We start from the raw sequence: 15788 nt of genomic DNA, 5'->3' as shown, positions 1-15788 counted from the left end.
CGTCATGACAGTGCCCCCGTCATGACAGGGCGGCGGCGTTCACCCCTCCCACCGCCAGCAGGATCACCGCCGTGGCAATGGCGCCGGGATGCAACTTCTCATCGCCGATCAGATCGCGGAACCGCCCCGGCACCAAGGCCTCCAGTACCAGCAGCGCCGCGCCCTGCAAGAGCACCGCGACCAGCCCGTAGACCAGCGCGTCGAGCAGACCCTGGCCGAGTTCGGCCGAGCTGGCGATGATCGCGACGGCCGTGACCAGCGACAGCGCGCCGTACATGCCGCAGGCCACCGCGACCGCATTCGGCCGGTGCTGCACGAAGATGAGTTCGCGCAGGCTGCCGGGGGTCAGCAGGTCGGTCAGCAGGAAGCCCGCCCCGAACACCACGATCCCGACGACGAAATAAAGCACCGCGGCGACCACGTTCTGGGTCAGTGCGCCACCGTCGACGGTGCCGAACTCCAAAGCCAGGATCGACGGCGCCGCCGTGTTCGCAAGATATGACATACCTTCGATTCTCCTGCTCTACTTCGTTCCGCCGGGTCCGCCGGAGCTGCCGCCCGATCCGCCCGCTGGTGAGCCCGGGAAAAATCCCGGACCCAGGAAAATGAACCCACCGCCGCTGTAGCGAGCATTGGTGTCCTCGACCCGGATGCTGCACGGGTACTGGCCTTCCGGTCCGACGGTCACGATGTCGTCGTTGTAGCGCAGATACTCGGTACCGCGATCCGATGCGCGGGCCTCGGGCGCGTCATAGGCGGCGATATCGTCGGCCACCGTCTTGGGGGAGCCACTGCATTCGTAGCGCCCGTTGCTGCCGTCGGCCGAGTACTGGCGGTAGGTGTCGCGGACGTGACCACGAACATCCTTGCTCTGCACCGCGATTCCCGCGATCAACAGCACCACACCGAGCGCGCCCAGCGCCGCGGACAAGCCGAACAGGACGGTGCGGGTCACGGCCGCCACCGGCTCTCGGTGTGCACCACGGTGCCGCCGTCGCGGTCGGGGTACAGGTGCCAGGTCTGCCAGCGCCAGCCCGGACCGTCCGGTTCGGCGTACAGGGCCGTCAACGCGGCCTCATCGCCGGGGAAGCTGCCGCCGAGCCAGCCGGACTCGTGTTCGCAGCGCTCGCGCAGGTCCGCGGCGATGCGGCGGAAGGACGCCTCGTCGTGCACGACGGTGTCGGAACGCAATTCGTAGCCGGGACGTCGTGCCGAGGCGGGTAGCCGCGTGCCGGCCGCGAGCACGGTGCACGACACCTGCTCGCTGAACTGACCGACGCTGATGACGTGTGAGGCTCCGAGCACCCCGAGCACCAGGTCGGCGCCGTCGGGATGGGGCAGCGTGGCGCTGGCCAACGGCTCCGGCGCCGGGGCGTCCAACGTCAGACGCAGGCCGGCGCCGCTGACATCGGCAGGCGCGACGCGCAGGTGATGCAACGGCAAGGCAGCGCCTATGAACCCGCCGGCGGGGCCGGATAGACCGTCAGTTCGCCGGCGCGGACGGGCACCCCGTGCGACACCTCCCACGCCATTCCCGGCGCCCACCGCTCATAACCGAGCTTGGTGCCGTCGGGCCCGCTGTAGTCCACATAATCCATATCGCCGCCGGCGGGCAGCCCGGTGGTGCCCTCGGTCGTGTAGGAGGCCCGGCCGTTCTCGTCGACGGCGAAGGTGACACCGTCCACGGTCACGCTGGCCCCCGGCTCGGCGGGCAGCCCGGAACGCTTGTGCCACCACACCAGCTCGAGGCGGCCCTCGTCCTCTTCGACGCTGAACCACACCGGTGGCTCGTCGGCCTTGCCTTCCAGCAGGTGCTCCCACCAGACGAACGGCCCTTCACGCAGGGTGACCGACCCGCGCACCACGTAATCGGTGCCGCCGTGACTGACGATGGCGCCCGGCCCGAGCTGGCGCGGGCCGAAGGTGTCGGTCTGCGAGGCGAAGCGCAGCGGATCCTGGCGTGCCGCAGGCTGCTTCGGTGTCTTGGGGCGGCTGCGCGCGACCAGGAAGACGATGACGGCGGCAGCGATCGCGACGATGGCCAGGACGATCAGTAGTTCTCCCACGCAGGACCTCTCGTCGATTCGTCAGCGGTCGGGATGTGTTTCCACCGTAACAGCCGAACCCACAGCGGACTCTCAGCTTTCAGCGCAGGATGGTTGCGACGATGCCGGCCAGGTAGCCGAGCCGGGCCACCTCCGACGGCCGGAACTCCGGGCCGCCGGCGCGGCCGAGCAGCACCGCGGTGCCGGGGTCGCCCAGGGGTGCGGCGGCCAGCGCCATATCGATGTCGCGCCAGACCTGCGGCACCCAGTCCGCCGTCGCGTCCAGGGCCTCGGCGTGCTGTAGCGGCAGCCACGGCGCGGTGGACGCCTGGGTCTCCGGAGCGCCGGAGCTGCCGACGATCCGCTCGACGCCGGCCGCGGCGGAATCGTCGGAGCGCACCACGGTGCACCAGCCCACCCGCAGCACCTTCGGTGCCTCGTCGGCGAGCACCTGCAGCTTGTCCTGGCGGCCGCGCGCGGCGGCGATGTGGTCGATGAGCTCGAGTTCGCGGTGGGCCTCCAGCAGGCCGGTGTGCGGACGCACGCTGTCGACGTAGACACCCTTGATGTGCTCGGCGGCGGTGATCAGGGCATCGGGCATCGCGCCGGGTGGCAGTTCGACCACCAGGTCGTCGATGGCATACCCCGCCCCGCGCTCGACGACGTCGAGGGACAGGATGTCGGCGCCCACCGAACCCAGGGCCACGGCCAGTGAGCCGAGGCTGCCCGGTCGGTCCTCCAACTGGACCCGCAGCAGATAAGACGGCACGGCGATCACCCTGTCACAGGCATCGGGGCGCGGCGATTCGACCCGAGGGCGACGACTAGGCTTGAGCGCCGTGTCCCAGATTTCCCGAGACGAGGTCGCCCACCTGGCGCGACTGGCCCGGCTCGCCCTGACCGACGGTGAGCTGGACAGCTTCGCCGGCCAGCTCGATGCGATCCTGGCCCACGTCGGCCAGATCCAGTCCGTCGACGTCACCGGCGTCGAGGCCACCGACAACCCGCTCAAGAGCGTCAACGTAACCCGCCCGGACACCGTCGTGGCCGGCCTGACACAGGACGAGGCACTGGCCGCGGCCCCGCGTGCCGAGGACGGCCGGTTCGCCGTGCCGCGGATCCTGGGGGAGGCGGAAGCATGAGTTCCGAGACGAGCGCGAGTGAGGATCGCAGCGGAGCGAGGACCGGAGCGAGTGGGAGTCGAGGCATGGGTTCCGACCTGATCCGCGAAGACGCCGCCACCCTGGCCGGCCGCATCGCGGCCAAGGAGGTGACGTCCACCGAGGTCACCCAGGCCCATCTGGACCAGATCGCCGCCACCGATGAGCGCTACCACGCCTTCCTGCATGTCGGGGCCGACCGCGCGCTGGCCGCCGCCGCCGAGGTCGACAAGCTGGTCGCTGCCGGTGAGCCGCTGCCGTCGCCGCTGGCCGGCGTGCCGTTGGCGCTCAAGGACGTGTTCACCACCACCGACATGCCCACCACCTGCGGGTCGAAGATCCTGGAGGGCTGGAACTCGCCGTACGACGCGACGGTGACCACCCGGCTGCGGGCGGCGGGTATCCCGATCCTCGGCAAGACCAACATGGACGAGTTCGCGATGGGCAGCTCGACCGAGAACTCGGCCTATGGCCCGACCCGCAACCCGTGGGACACCGACCGGGTGCCCGGCGGCTCCGGCGGTGGCAGCGCGGCTGCGCTCGCGGCCTTCCAGGCGCCGCTGGCCATCGGGACCGACACCGGCGGCTCGATCCGCCAGCCGGCCGCCCTCACCGCGACCGTCGGCGTCAAGCCCACCTACGGAACGGTCAGCCGGTTCGGTCTGATCGCGTGCGCCTCCTCGCTGGATCAGGGCGGGCCGTGCGCCCGCACGGTGCTCGACACCGCGTTGCTGCACCAGGTGATCGCCGGGCACGATCCGCGCGACTCCACCTCGGTGGACGTCCCGGTGCCCGATGTGGTGGCCGCTGCTCGCGCCGGTGCCTCCGGTGACCTCACCGGGGTACGCGTCGGCGTGGTCAAGCAGCTGCGCGGGGAGGGTTACCAGCAGGGCGTGCTCGACTCGTTCACCACCGCGGTCGAGAAATTGCAGGGACTGGGCGCCGAGGTGGTCGAGGTGGACTGCCCCCATTTCGACCATGCGATGGCCGCCTACTACCTGATCCTGCCCTCGGAGGTGTCCTCGAACCTGGCGCGTTTCGACGCGATGCGCTTCGGCCTGCGCGTCGGTGATGACGGCACGCACAGCGCCGAGGAGGTGATGGCGTTGACCCGGGCCGCCGGATTCGGCCCGGAAGTCAAGCGCCGCATCATGATCGGCACCTATGCGCTGTCGGCGGGCTACTACGACGCCTACTACAACCAGGCCCAGAAGGTCCGCACCCTGATCGCCCGCGACCTGGAGCAGGCCTACGAGCAGGTCGACGTGCTGGTGTCACCGGCCACGCCGACGACCGCGTTCCCGATCGGGGAGAAGGTCGACGATCCGCTGGCCATGTACCTGTTCGATCTGTGCACGCTGCCGCTGAACCTGGCCGGGCACTGCGGCATGTCGGTGCCGTCGGGGCTGGCGGCCGAGGACAACCTGCCCGTCGGGCTGCAGATCATGGCCCCGGCGCACGCCGATGACCGGCTCTACCGGGTGGGCGCGGCCTACGAGCAGGCGCGGGGTGACCTGCCGACGGCGCTGTAGCGGTCAGTCCAGGATCCGGCGGGCCACGTTGGTGCTCACCAGGTCCAGCAGCTCGTCGGAGCGGCCGGCCATGATCGTGCGGATCGCATACAGCGAGAAACCCTTTGCCTGCTCGACGGTGATGGCCGGTGGGATGGACAGTTCCTGACGCGCGGTCACCACATCGATCAGGGCCGGGCCGTCGTGGGCGAACGCCGCAGCCAGTGCCGATTCCAGATCGGCGGGGTGCTCCACGCGCCGACCGAACATGCCCAGTGCTTCGGCGACGGCGGCGAAATTCGGATTGTGCAGGTCGGTGCCGAAGGTGACGATGCCCGCCGCCTTCATCTCCAGTTCGACGAAATTCAGCGAGGAATTGTTGAAGACGACGACCTTGACCGGCAATCGGTTCTGCACCAACGTGATCAGCTCGCCGAACAGCATGGTCAGCCCGCCGTCGCCGGCGAAGGCCACCACCTGTCTGCCGCGATCGACGGTCTGGGCGCCGATGGCCAGCGGCAGTGCGCACGCCATGGTGCCGTGGTTGAACGATCCGAGCAGCCGGCGGCGCCCGTTCATGGTCAGATAACGCGCCGCCCACACCACCGGCGACCCCACATCGACGGTGAACACCGCATCATCGGCGGCCAGTCGATCAGCCAGGGCCGCAAGGTGTTCGGGTCGGATCGGGGTGCGGTCGCGATCGTTGACGGCCAGCTCGTCGAGGCGGCGCCGGGTCTTGGCGTAGTGGCGCAGCGAGCGGTCCAGATGGGTGCGATCGGCCTTGGCGGTCAACAGCGGTTGCAGCGCCGGCAGGGTGTCGGCGACCGAACCGACCAGGGGCAGGTCGACCCGCGTGCGCCGACCGATGTGGCGGCCGCGGATGTCGAGCTGGATGACGGTGGCGTTCTCGGGATAGAACTGGCGGTAGGGGAAGTCGGTGCCCAGCATCAGCAGGACCTCGGCCTCCTTGATGGCCTTGTAGCCCGAGGCGAAGCCCAACAGGCCGGTCATCCCGACGTCGTAGGGGTTGTCGTACTCGACGAACTCCTTGCCGCGCAACGCATGCACGACCGGGGCCTGCAGGGTGGCGGCCAACCGGACGACGTCATCGTGGGCGCCCTCGACCCCCGCTCCGGCCAGGATCGTGATCCTGTCGGAACCATTGAGCGCCGTTGCGGCACGGCGCAATTCGTCGTCCACCGGGCGCATGGTCGAGCGGGTGGGCAGCACCGGGGTGGGTCGGGCGTCGGTCTTGTGCAGGAACACCTCACCGGGCACCACGACGACGGCCACCCCGTTGTCCGCGACGGCGGCACGCATCGCCATCTCCAGGATCCGCGGGGCGGATTCGGCGGTGGTGACCAGTTCGCAGTACACACTGCACTCGCGGAAGAGTTCCTGCGGATGAGTTTCCTGGAAGTATTCCGAACCGATCTCGGACTGCGGGATGTGTGCGGCGATCGCCAGCACCGGAACGCGGCTGCGTTGCGCATCGAACAGGCCGTTGATCAGATGCAGGTTCCCCGGCCCGCAGCTGCCGGCGCAGACGGCCAGCCGGCCCGTCAGCGCCGCATCGGCGGCGGCGGCGAATCCGGCGGCCTCCTCGTGACGTACGTGTTCCCAGCTGAATCCGTCGGCGCGCCGGATGGCGTCGGTCAGACCGTTGAGACTGTCCCCCGGTAGTCCGTAGATACGGTGCACCCCGCTGGCCCGCAGGGTCGAGATGACGTGATCGGCGACGGTCGTCATGACACCACCCTAGGACGGGTCGGGCGGGCCGTCAGTTCGGCATGTCGACGGCGAGCAGATACACCGCGGACACCGCGAAGATCAACACGAACACCGCGAGTGCGATCAGGCTGACCACTGCCGTCGGCGTGAGCTTGTGCCGCGGCCGCGGCTCGGGCTCGCCAAGCCCGGAGGTCTGCGCGGAGTCCGGGGGAGTGCTGCCGGGTGGTACCCCACCGCCGGTTTCGAGACCGGGGGTGCGGCGCGGATCGGGGTCGGGGGGAATGGCGGTCATCTCTACTTCCGATCGGGGGCTGTCGGGCCCGGATACCCGGGTGCGGTGATCTCACACGTTGGGTCGGTGACCGCGCCGCGCTGCGTCGAAGCTGGCAAGATCGTGGGCATGCGGATCGGAGTTCTGACCGGCGGCGGCGACTGTCCAGGCCTGAATGCGGTGATCAGGGCGGTGGTGCGGACCAGTGACGCCCGCTACGGCTCATCGGTCGTCGGGTTCCTCGACGGCTGGCGCGGTCTGCTGGAGGACCGCCGGATCCAGCTGGCCAACGACGACCGCAACGACCGGCTGCTCGCCAAGGGCGGGACCATGCTCGGCACGGCCAGGACCAACCCGGACAAGCTGCGCGCAGGCCTGGACCAGATCAAGCAGACGCTCGAGGACAACGGCATCGACGTGCTGATCCCGATCGGCGGCGAGGGCACGCTCACCGCCGCCAACTGGCTGTCCGAGGAGGGGGTGCCCGTCGTCGGTGTGCCGAAGACCATCGACAACGACATCGATTGCACCGACGTCACTTTCGGGCACGACACCGCGTTGACGATCGCGACCGAGGCGATCGACCGGCTGCACAGCACGGCCGAGTCGCACCAGCGGGTGATGCTGGTCGAGGTGATGGGTCGGCACGCCGGCTGGATCGCACTCAACGCGGGTCTGGCCTCCGGTGCCCACATGACGTTGATCCCCGAGCAGCCCTTCGATGTCGAAGAGGTGTGCCGGTTGGTCAAACAGCGCTTCCAGCGCGGAGATTCGCATTTCATCTGTGTGGTGGCCGAGGGCGCCAAGCCGGCCGAGGGCACCATGCAATTGCGCCAGGGCGGGATGGACGAGTTCGGGCACGAGAAGTTCACCGGGGTGGCCCAGCAGCTGGCGCTGGAGGTGGAGAAGCGCATCAAGAAGGATGTCCGGGTCACCGTCCTCGGCCATGTGCAGCGCGGCGGCACCCCGACCGCCTACGACCGGGTGCTGGCCACCCGGTTCGGGGTCAACGCCGCCGACGCCGCGCACGCCGGCGAGTACGGGATGATGGTGTCGCTGCGCGGCCAGGACATCGGCCGGGTGCCGCTGGCCGATGCGACCCGACAGCTCAAACTGGTACCGCAGAGCCGCTACGACGACGCCGCCGAGTTCTTCGGATAGTCCGTCACCGGGCCCGGCGACGGAGCACCCGGCCTGAACCCACGGCGGCGGAGGGGTTGCGGCGGGCGGGCACTAAAATCGGCTGTCATGACCACTTCTGTTGCCGAACTCGCCGACTACGACGACGTCATCGCCGAGTACGACCCGGTGATGGGCATGGAAGTGCACGTCGAGCTGTCGACGGCCACCAAGATGTTCTGTCCCTGCGCCAACAAGTTCGGCGCCGAACCCAATACCCAGGTCTGCCCGGTGTGCCTGGGGTTGCCCGGGTCGCTGCCGGTGCTCAACCAGGCCGCCGTGGAATCGGCGATCCGCATCGGGCTGGCGCTCAACTGCGAGATCGCGCCGTGGGGCCGATTCGCCCGCAAGAACTACTTCTATCCCGATCAACCGAAGAACTACCAGATCAGCCAGTACGACGAGCCGATCGCGGTCGACGGCTACCTCGACGTCCCGCTGGAGGACGGCAGCACCTGGCGCATCGAGATCGAGCGTGCACACATGGAGGAGGACACCGGCAAGCTGACCCACCTGGGCAGTGACACCGGCCGCATCGCCGGTGCGACGACGTCGCTGGCCGACTTCAACCGCGCCGGGGTGCCCCTGATCGAGATCGTCACCCGGCCCATCGAGGGCACCGGTGAGCGTGCGCCCGAGATCGCCCGCGCCTATGTCACCGCGCTGCGCGACCTGCTGCGGGCCCTCGACGTATCCGATGTCCGGATGGATCAGGGCTCGATGCGCTGCGACTCCAACGTCTCGCTGAAACTGAAGGGCGCCGCCGAGTTCGGCACCCGCACCGAGACCAAGAACGTCAATTCGCTGCGCAGCGTCGAGGTCGCCGTGCGCTATGAGATGCGTCGCCAGGCCGCGGTGCTGAAATCCGGCGGCACGGTCACCCAGGAGACCCGGCACTTCCACGAGGACGGGCACACCACGGCCGGCCGCAGCAAGGAGACCGCGCAGGATTACCGCTATTTCCCGGAGCCCGATCTGGAGCCGGTGGCCCCGCCCGCCGACCTCGTCGAGCGGTTGCGCGGCACCATTCCCGAGCTGCCGTGGCTGGCCCGCAAACGGGTTCAGCAGGAGTGGGGCATCTCCGATGAGGTGATGCGCGACCTGGTCAACAACGGCGCCATCGATCTGGTCGCCGCGACGGTGGCCAAGGGCGCCTCGAGCGAGGCCGCCCGGGCCTGGTGGGGCAACTTCCTGGTGCAGAAGGCCAATGAATCCGGCGTCGAACTCGATGCCCTCCCCATCAGCCCGGCCCAGGTGGCCGCGGTGGTGAAACTCGTTGACGAGGGCAAGCTTTCGAACAAGCTGGCCCGCCAGGTCGTCGAGGGTGTGCTGGCCGGTGAGGGCGAACCCGAGCAGGTGATGAACGATCGTGGCCTGGTCGTGGTGCGCGACGATTCGCTGATCCAGGCCGCCATCGAAGAGGCTCTCGCGGCGCAACCCGATGTCGCCGACAAGATCCGCGGCGGCAAGGTTCAGGCCGCCGGTGCGATCGTCGGCGCGGTGATGAAGGCCACCAAGGGGCAGGCCGATGCGGCCCGCGTGCGCGAACTGGTGCTCGCGGCCTGCTCCTGAGTGATTTCGGTGAGGATACGTGCGCACACCGCACGCATCCTCACCGAAATCGCAAGGTGTCTAGGTCTTGTCGGCGTTCTGGCGGGGGAATCCGCCACCGGACGGGAACAGCGGGAACACGACATCGTCGAAGTTCTCCGCATCCCCGGAGGTCTTGTTGATCGTGGCTCCCCAGATGTTGCCGTCCGGGGAGACCGCCAGCGCCCAGGCATGACCATGCTGATCCTGGCGGACCACCTCGGGTTCGCCGGTGACCGCGCCGGTCTCCGGCGCCAGACGCAATGCCACCGTCTGCTTGGTGTCGACCAGGTTCACCAGCACCGTGCCGTCGAGCGCTGCGCAACCGGCGACACCCGGGCGGTCCGGCCAGGTCCACACCGTCGACACCACCGAATCCTTGGTGATCTTCTGCATGCGGTCCGCCGACGGAGTGCGGTCGGTGACGTAGAGCGAGCCGTCCGACGGGTCGACGCACATGCCGCCCGCGGCACCCATCCCGGACAGCGCCGTCGTGGTCGGAGCCTGGTTGACCGTGGTCGGCTGCTCGATGCGCAACACCTTGCCGGCCAGCGAGGCCGGGTCGGCTGCCTGCGCGGGGTTGCCCGCATCGCCGGTGAGCACCAACAACGTGGTCGGACTGGTGAACTTGAGTGCCCCGGCGTTGCCGACCGCGCCCTTGGGGATGCCGGTGAGGATCGGCTTGGGGATGTCGCCGTCGGCGATCCGGATCACCCGGTTGTCGGTGGGCGTACTGATGTAGGCGTACATCAGCCGGTCCTGCGCATAGGTGGGCGACTTGATGATGTCGAGCAGGCCGCCGTCGCCGGCCGGATCCACCGGAATGGTCAGCTTGATCACCGGTTCGGCCTTGGTGGAGACCTCCTTGACTACGCCGGTCTGCCGTTCGGCCACCAGCGCGGACTGGCTGTCACCGCCCATGATCAGTCCGCTGGTGCTCTCCAGGCAGCCCTGCATCACGCCGGTGGCCTTGCAGATCTTGGGGAACGGGGTGGCTGGCAGCGGTGGCGGCGGCTCCGGCTTGGTCGGGGGCGGCGGTGCCATCTGGGGTTCGGTGGTGAACGGCTGGGACTGCGCGTTGTCGAATCGCGCGCAGCCGGAGCCGGCCAGCACCACCGCGCACAGCACCACGGCAATCCGCGCCGGTCCGCCCAATGTCATGCTGGCCAGGTTACGGATCGTCCGGCGGTCCGCGCCACGAAGGTGCGCGGCAGCGGGCCGGTGTGTCACAACTCGGCAACAGTGCGGACAAGGTGCACAATGCGCCGCGCCAATCCCTTGTTCTGCGGTGACTTGCACTTACGCTGGGTTTCGTGACCGCTGAACCTCAGAACCTGACCGACTGGCAACGGCCCGCGTCGGCGCAGTTGGTCGACCCGGAAGACGATCTTCCCTCGTCGACCTACGGGGGCGATTTCGAGACCACCGCCATTCCGCGTTACAACACCGATGGTGGGTCCAAGGCGGACCAGCCGAACTTCCCGCTGCTCAACGAACCCGAGCCGCTTCCCTACGTGTCGCCGGCCACGCCGAACCCGTACGCCGCGGCACCCGCGGGACCGGCCGAGATCGGGCCCTATGACGCCGAGCAGCAGATCCGCGCCGCCGGCCGGCGCGGCACGCTGGATCTGGGTCTGCTGGTGCTCCGGCTCGGGCTGGGTGCGCTACTGATCGTGCACGGCCTGCAGAAGGCCTTCGGCTGGTGGGGCGGTTCCGGCCTCGGCGGGTTCGAGGGATCGCTGGCCGAGCTGGGCTACCAGCATGCCGGGGTGCTCACCTATGTCGGCGCCGGTGCCCAGATCGGGGCCGGACTTCTGCTGGTGCTGGGTCTGTTCACCCCGGTGGCTGCGGCCGCCGCGCTGGCGTACCTGATCAACGCGCTGCTGGGGTCGATCGCCGCCCAGGAGAACGTCGGCTTCGCCGATTTCGTGGTGCCCACCGGGCACGAGCATCAGGTGACCCTGGTGCTGCTGGCCGCCGCGCTGACGCTCACCGGCCCGGGCCGCTACGGCTTCGACGCCGGCCGCGGCTGGGCGCGCCGTCCGTTCGTCGGCTCGTTCCTGGCGCTGCTGATCGGCATCGGCATCGGCGTCGGCATGTGGGTGCTGCTCAACGGGACCAACCCGCTGGCCTGATCTTCGCCCCGCGAACAGACGCGTGTGCCCCCGAAAAGATCCATTTTCGGGGGCACATGCGTCTGTTCGTCAGTAAGCCGAGAGCTCACGCGTAGGGGTTGGGAACCCGGCCCCCACTGGCCGCCGTGAGCAGCGGCAAGGTCGCGAACGTGACCGCGGGCAAGGTGATCTCGCGGCCGTCGGTCAACCGCGCCTTCGCCCACGACGAACGGGTGAAGCGCAGACCGTCGATATCCGTCCACGGCACCGTGGTGCTGCCGAACATGGACCGGGCGGTCACCTCATCGGGGCCGGCGACGGTGCGGTACCGCGCGATCACGGCCGACGCCAGCACCGGAACCACCATCAGCACCCAGCTCCAGCTCGGCAGGGCATAGATCAGCGCGAAGATCCCGAGTGTGATGAAACCGACCGCGATGTGCGCCATCGGGGAGATTCGGACGACGAGCGGGGCAGGCTGACTCACGCCGACATTCTCGCACCGCGCTCGACGGCCACCGCCGGGCGCAGGGGCAATTTGACCTTTGAGCAGTGCGGGGACTACCGTCACAGCTTATGTACACCCCGGACAAGCTCGTAGTAATTGGTTGGCGCGTTGATGCCGCGCTAGCTCTCTGCCGGGCTTAGCCAACAGCATCGACGCGCCAACCCTCGTACAGCGGACTCCGCTGACGGGGGTTTTTTGCTGTCACAGGACAACCAACACCACCGACGTCACCGAACAAAGAGGAAAACGTGAGCGCACCCACCACGCGTCCGCCGGAGCAGACGCAGCGCGCCAACGGCGCCCAGGCCACCACCAAGGCGGAAGCCAAGGCCAATGTTGTTGCCCCGCTTGAAATGACCGGTGCGCAATCGGTCGTGCGGTCGCTGGAAGAAATCGGCGTCGAGGTCATCTTCGGTATCCCCGGCGGTGCGGTGCTGCCGGTGTACGACCCGCTGTACGACTCGCGCAAGCTGCGCCACGTGCTGGTCCGCCACGAGCAGGGCGCCGGACATGCCGCCAGCGGCTACGCCCACGCCACCGGCAAGGTCGGCGTCATGATGGCCACCTCGGGCCCGGGCGCGACGAACCTGGTCACCCCGCTGGCCGATGCGCAGATGGATTCCATTCCGGTGGTGGCGATCACCGGTCAGGTCGGTCGCGGCCTGATCGGCACCGATGCCTTCCAGGAAGCCGACATCACCGGCATGACGATGCCGATCACCAAGCACAACTTCCTGGTTCGTGACGGCGACGACATCCCGCGGGTCATCGCCGAGGCCTTCCACATCGCGCAGAGCGGACGACCCGGTGCTGTCCTCGTCGACATCCCGAAAGACATCCTGCAGGGGCAGTGCACCTTTGCCTGGCCGCCGGTGATGGATCTGCCCGGTTACAAGCCGAACACCAAGCCGCACAGCCGTCAGGTGCGCGAGGCCGCCAAGCTGATCGCCGAGGCGCGCAAGCCGGTGCTCTATGTCGGTGGCGGCGTGATCCGCGGTGAGGCGACCGCCGAACTGATGGAACTGGCGCAGCTGACCGGTATCCCGGTCGTCACGACGCTGATGGCGCGCGGCGCATTCCCCGACAGCCACCCCCAGCACATGGGTATGCCCGGCATGCACGGCTCGGTGTCCGCGGTGGCCGCACTGCAGAAGAGCGATCTGCTGATCGCGCTGGGCACCCGCTTCGACGACCGGGTGACCGGCAAGCTCGAATCGTTCGCACCCGACGCCAAGGTGATCCACGCCGATATCGATCCGGCCGAGATCGGCAAGAACCGGCACGCCGATGTGCCGATCGTGGGTGACGTGCGCAATGTCATCACCGATCTGCTGGAGGTGCTGCGCCGCGATGAGGTGTCGGCGTCCTCGCTGCAGCTCGACAACTGGTGGGAGTACCTGTCCAGCATCAAGTCGACCTACCCGCTGAGCTACGGCCCGCAGAGTGACGGCAGCCTGAGCCCGGAGTACGTCATCGAGAGGCTGGGTCAGCTGGCCGGTCCGGAGGCCGTGTACGTCGCCGGCGTCGGCCAGCACCAGATGTGGGCCGCACAGTTCGTCAAATACGAGAACCCCAAGACCTGGCTGAACTCCGGCGGTCTGGGCACCATGGGCTACTCGGTGCCCGCCGCCATGGGCGCCAAGTTCGGCCGTCCCGAGGCCGAGGTGTGGGCCATCGACGGTGACGGCTGCTTCCAGATGACCAACCAGGAGCTGGCCACCTGCGCCATCGAGGGCGCGCCCATCAAGGTGGCGCTGATCAACAACGGCAACCTGGGCATGGTGCGGCAGTGGCAGACGCTGTTCTACGAGGAGCGGTACAGCCAAACCGACCTGGCCACGCACTCGCGCCGCATCCCGGATTTCGTGAAGCTGGCCGAGGCGCTGGGTTGCGTCGGGTTGCGTTGTGAGCGAGCCGAAGACGTCGAATCGGTGATCCAGCAGGCGCGTGAGATCAACGACCGTCCGGTGGTCATCGATTTCATCGTCGGTGCCGACGCCCAGGTGTGGCCGATGGTCGCCGCCGGCACCAGCAACGACGAGATCCAGGCCGCGCGCGGCATCCGTCCGCTGTTCGACTCCGAGGAGGGCCACGCATGACCATCTCCACCCACACCCTGTCGGTGCTCGTCGAGGACAAGCCCGGTGTGCTGGCGCGCGTCGCCTCGCTGTTCTCCCGGCGCGGGTTCAACATCCAGAGCCTCGCCGTCGGTGCCACCGAGCAGAAGCACCTGTCCCGGATGACCATCGTCGTGGAGGTCGAGGACTTCCCGCTCGAGCAGGTCACCAAGCAGCTCAACAAGCTGATCAACGTGATCAAGATCGTCGAACAGGACGAGGAACAGTCGGTCTCGCGCGAGCTGGCACTGATCAAGGTGCGCACGGATGCGGTCACCCGCAGCCAGGTTATCGAAGCGGTTAATCTATTCCGGGCCAAAGTGGTGGACGTGTCCACCGAGTCACTGACCATCGAGGCCACCGGGACCCCGGAGAAACTCGAAGCGTTCCTGCGAGTGCTCGAGCCCTACGGAATCCGGGAGATCGTGCAGTCCGGCATCGTGTCGCTGGCGCGTGGGCCGCGCGGCATCGGAACTGCCAAATAGCTTTCATCGAGAAACAAGGTAAGGAAAACAGAGTGGCAATCGAACTGTTCTACGACGACGACGCGGATCTGTCGATCATCCAGGGCCGCAAGGTCGCGGTGATCGGCTACGGCAGCCAGGGCCATGCCCACTCGCTGTCGCTGCGCGATTCGGGGGTGCAGGTCAAGGTCGGCCTCAAGGAAGGCTCGAAGTCCCGCGCCAAGGTCGAAGAGCAGGGTCTGGAGGTCGATACTCCGGCCGAGGTCGCCAAGTGGGCCGACGTCATCATGGTGCTCGCACCCGACACCGCGCAGGCCGAGATCTTCACCAACGACATCGAGCCCAACTTGGAAGACGGCAACGCGCTGTTCTTCGGGCACGGCCTGAACATCCACTTCGGCCTGATCAAGCCGGCCGAGAACATCACCGTCGGCATGGTCGCCCCGAAGGGCCCCGGCCACCTGGTGCGCCGTCAGTTCGTCGACGGCAAGGGTGTGCCCGCGTTGATCGCCATCGCCCAGGATCCCAAGGGTGAGGGTCAGGCGCTGGCGCTGTCGTACGCCGCCGCCATCGGTGGTGCGCGTGCCGGCGTCATCAAGACCACGTTCAAGGAAGAGACCGAGACCGATCTGTTCGGTGAGCAGGCCGTGCTGTGCGGTGGCACCGAAGAGCTGATCAAGGCCGGCTTCGAGGTCATGGTCGAGGCGGGCTACGCCCCGGAGATGGCCTACTTCGAGGTGCTGCACGAGCTCAAGCTGATCGTCGACCTGATCTACGAAGGCGGCATCGCCCGGATGAACTACTCGGTGTCCGACACCGCCGAGTTCGGTGGCTACATCTCCGGCCCGCGCGTCATCGACGCCGACACCAAGGACCGGATGCGCGCCATCCTCAAGGACATCCAGGACGGTTCGTTCGTCAAGCGCCTGGTTGCCAACGTCGAGAACGGCAACACCGAGCTCGAGGGCCTGCGCAAGGAGAACGCCGAGCACCCCATCGAGGTCACCGGCAAGAAGCTGCGCGACCTGATGAGCTGGGTCGACCGGCCGATCACCGAGACCGCCTGATCTCACTGCGACCTGTGGCGTCTCACCC

General features: G+C 68.2%; 17 protein-coding genes. 8 read left to right on the top strand and 9 right to left on the bottom strand.

The window, feature by feature from the left end; translation table 11 throughout:
- Positions 1-19 precede the first annotated feature (19 nt).
- From BST17_RS07605 to BST17_RS07585, 5 genes are all read right to left on the bottom strand, one after another.
- Positions 20-505, bottom strand: a complete 486-nt coding sequence (locus BST17_RS07605) for a DUF350 domain-containing protein (protein ID WP_083056760.1) — start codon at positions 503-505, stop codon at positions 20-22.
- Positions 506-523: 18 nt separating this feature from the next.
- On the bottom strand, positions 524-955 hold the full coding sequence (locus BST17_RS07600; protein ID WP_083057103.1) for a DUF4247 domain-containing protein: 432 nt from the start codon (positions 953-955) through the stop codon (positions 524-526).
- Positions 952-1443 carry a DUF2617 family protein gene (locus BST17_RS07595; protein ID WP_083056758.1) on the bottom strand — a complete coding sequence of 164 codons (492 nt, stop codon included), beginning with the start codon at positions 1441-1443 and terminating at the stop codon, positions 952-954. Before BST17_RS07595 ends, BST17_RS07600 begins: the two co-directional genes overlap by 4 nt.
- Before the next feature lie 8 nt (positions 1444-1451).
- Positions 1452-2066 (bottom strand): DUF4178 domain-containing protein, encoded by a 615-nt coding sequence (locus BST17_RS07590; RefSeq protein ID WP_083056756.1) that lies wholly within the window; start codon positions 2064-2066, stop codon positions 1452-1454.
- Between the two features lie 79 nt (positions 2067-2145).
- A complete protein-coding gene (locus tag BST17_RS07585) occupies positions 2146-2823 on the bottom strand; it encodes an ACT domain-containing protein (RefSeq protein ID WP_083056754.1) in 678 nt (225 codons plus the stop codon).
- 61 nt (positions 2824-2884) lie between these two features.
- Between BST17_RS07585 and gatC the strand changes: the two genes are divergently transcribed.
- Together gatC and gatA are read left to right on the top strand one after the other, a co-directional pair.
- Positions 2885-3187, top strand: coding sequence for an Asp-tRNA(Asn)/Glu-tRNA(Gln) amidotransferase subunit GatC (gene gatC, locus BST17_RS07580; protein WP_083056752.1), 303 nt, complete (start codon positions 2885-2887; stop codon positions 3185-3187).
- Positions 3188-3252: 65 nt separating this feature from the next.
- Positions 3253-4737 (top strand): Asp-tRNA(Asn)/Glu-tRNA(Gln) amidotransferase subunit GatA, encoded by a 1485-nt coding sequence (gene gatA / locus BST17_RS07575; protein ID WP_083056750.1) that lies wholly within the window; start codon positions 3253-3255, stop codon positions 4735-4737.
- Between the two features lie 3 nt (positions 4738-4740).
- Here the strand turns inward: gatA and poxB are convergent, their stop codons facing one another.
- Together poxB and BST17_RS07565 are read right to left on the bottom strand one after the other, a co-directional pair.
- Positions 4741-6468, bottom strand: a complete 1728-nt coding sequence (gene poxB, locus BST17_RS07570) for a ubiquinone-dependent pyruvate dehydrogenase (RefSeq protein ID WP_083056748.1) — start codon at positions 6466-6468, stop codon at positions 4741-4743.
- A gap of 31 nt (positions 6469-6499) precedes the next feature.
- Complete coding sequence (locus BST17_RS07565; RefSeq protein WP_083056746.1) at positions 6500-6742, bottom strand: DUF6480 family protein; 243 nt, start codon at positions 6740-6742, stop codon at positions 6500-6502.
- Between the two features lie 108 nt (positions 6743-6850).
- Between BST17_RS07565 and BST17_RS07560 the strand changes: the two genes are divergently transcribed.
- Both BST17_RS07560 and gatB read left to right on the top strand, forming a co-directional pair.
- Positions 6851-7882: an ATP-dependent 6-phosphofructokinase gene (locus BST17_RS07560; RefSeq protein WP_083057101.1), complete on the top strand. Its 1032-nt coding sequence runs from the start codon at positions 6851-6853 to the stop codon at positions 7880-7882.
- 87 nt (positions 7883-7969) lie between these two features.
- The gene (gene gatB / locus BST17_RS07555; protein WP_083056744.1) at positions 7970-9472 is read left to right on the top strand and encodes an Asp-tRNA(Asn)/Glu-tRNA(Gln) amidotransferase subunit GatB; all 1503 of its coding nucleotides are present in this window, start codon (positions 7970-7972) and stop codon (positions 9470-9472) included.
- Between the two features lie 60 nt (positions 9473-9532).
- On the opposite strand, the gene BST17_RS07550 is transcribed toward gatB, so the two are convergent.
- Entirely contained in the window at positions 9533-10651 is a 1119-nt protein-coding gene (locus BST17_RS07550) for a PQQ-dependent sugar dehydrogenase (RefSeq protein WP_207573587.1), read from the bottom strand.
- Positions 10652-10803: 152 nt separating this feature from the next.
- On the opposite strand from BST17_RS07550, the gene BST17_RS07545 reads away from it, so the two are divergent.
- On the top strand, positions 10804-11625 hold the full coding sequence (locus BST17_RS07545; RefSeq protein WP_083056742.1) for a DoxX family membrane protein: 822 nt from the start codon (positions 10804-10806) through the stop codon (positions 11623-11625).
- 85 nt (positions 11626-11710) lie between these two features.
- On the opposite strand, the gene BST17_RS07540 is transcribed toward BST17_RS07545, so the two are convergent.
- Positions 11711-12091 carry a PH domain-containing protein gene (locus tag BST17_RS07540; RefSeq protein WP_234807575.1) on the bottom strand — a complete coding sequence of 127 codons (381 nt, stop codon included), beginning with the start codon at positions 12089-12091 and terminating at the stop codon, positions 11711-11713.
- A gap of 269 nt (positions 12092-12360) precedes the next feature.
- Between BST17_RS07540 and BST17_RS07535 the strand changes: the two genes are divergently transcribed.
- The 3 genes from BST17_RS07535 to ilvC are packed head-to-tail and all read left to right on the top strand — an operon-like array spanning position 12361 to position 15760.
- Positions 12361-14211 carry an acetolactate synthase large subunit gene (locus BST17_RS07535; RefSeq protein ID WP_083056738.1) on the top strand — a complete coding sequence of 617 codons (1851 nt, stop codon included), beginning with the start codon at positions 12361-12363 and terminating at the stop codon, positions 14209-14211.
- Positions 14208-14714: an acetolactate synthase small subunit gene (gene ilvN, locus BST17_RS07530; RefSeq protein ID WP_083056736.1), complete on the top strand. Its 507-nt coding sequence runs from the start codon at positions 14208-14210 to the stop codon at positions 14712-14714. The genes BST17_RS07535 and ilvN overlap by 4 nt, the downstream gene beginning before the upstream one ends.
- Positions 14715-14746: 32 nt before the next feature.
- The gene (ilvC, locus tag BST17_RS07525; protein WP_083056734.1) at positions 14747-15760 is read left to right on the top strand and encodes a ketol-acid reductoisomerase; all 1014 of its coding nucleotides are present in this window, start codon (positions 14747-14749) and stop codon (positions 15758-15760) included.
- The last annotated feature ends 28 nt before the right edge of the window (positions 15761-15788 follow it).

The sequence above is a fragment of the Mycolicibacterium bacteremicum genome (assembly GCF_002086115.1).
GTDB classification, from domain to species: domain Bacteria; phylum Actinomycetota; class Actinomycetes; order Mycobacteriales; family Mycobacteriaceae; genus Mycobacterium; species Mycobacterium bacteremicum.
The sequence above is the reverse complement of the archived record's forward strand: the minus strand, read 5'-3'. Positions and strand labels throughout refer to the sequence as shown.

Coding starts and splice junctions, on each gene's coding strand:
- ilvN (WP_083056736.1), top strand. CDS start 14,208: ATGACCATCTCCACCCACACCCTGTCGGTGCTCGTCGAGGACAAGCCC.
- BST17_RS07550 (WP_207573587.1), bottom strand. CDS start 10,651: ATGACATTGGGCGGACCGGCGCGGATTGCCGTGGTGCTGTGCGCGGTG.
- gatB (WP_083056744.1), top strand. CDS start 7,970: ATGACCACTTCTGTTGCCGAACTCGCCGACTACGACGACGTCATCGCC.
- gatA (WP_083056750.1), top strand. CDS start 3,253: ATGGGTTCCGACCTGATCCGCGAAGACGCCGCCACCCTGGCCGGCCGC.
- BST17_RS07565 (WP_083056746.1), bottom strand. CDS start 6,742: ATGACCGCCATTCCCCCCGACCCCGATCCGCGCCGCACCCCCGGTCTC.
- BST17_RS07560 (WP_083057101.1), top strand. CDS start 6,851: ATGCGGATCGGAGTTCTGACCGGCGGCGGCGACTGTCCAGGCCTGAAT.
- poxB (WP_083056748.1), bottom strand. CDS start 6,468: ATGACGACCGTCGCCGATCACGTCATCTCGACCCTGCGGGCCAGCGGG.
- BST17_RS07605 (WP_083056760.1), bottom strand. CDS start 505: ATGTCATATCTTGCGAACACGGCGGCGCCGTCGATCCTGGCTTTGGAG.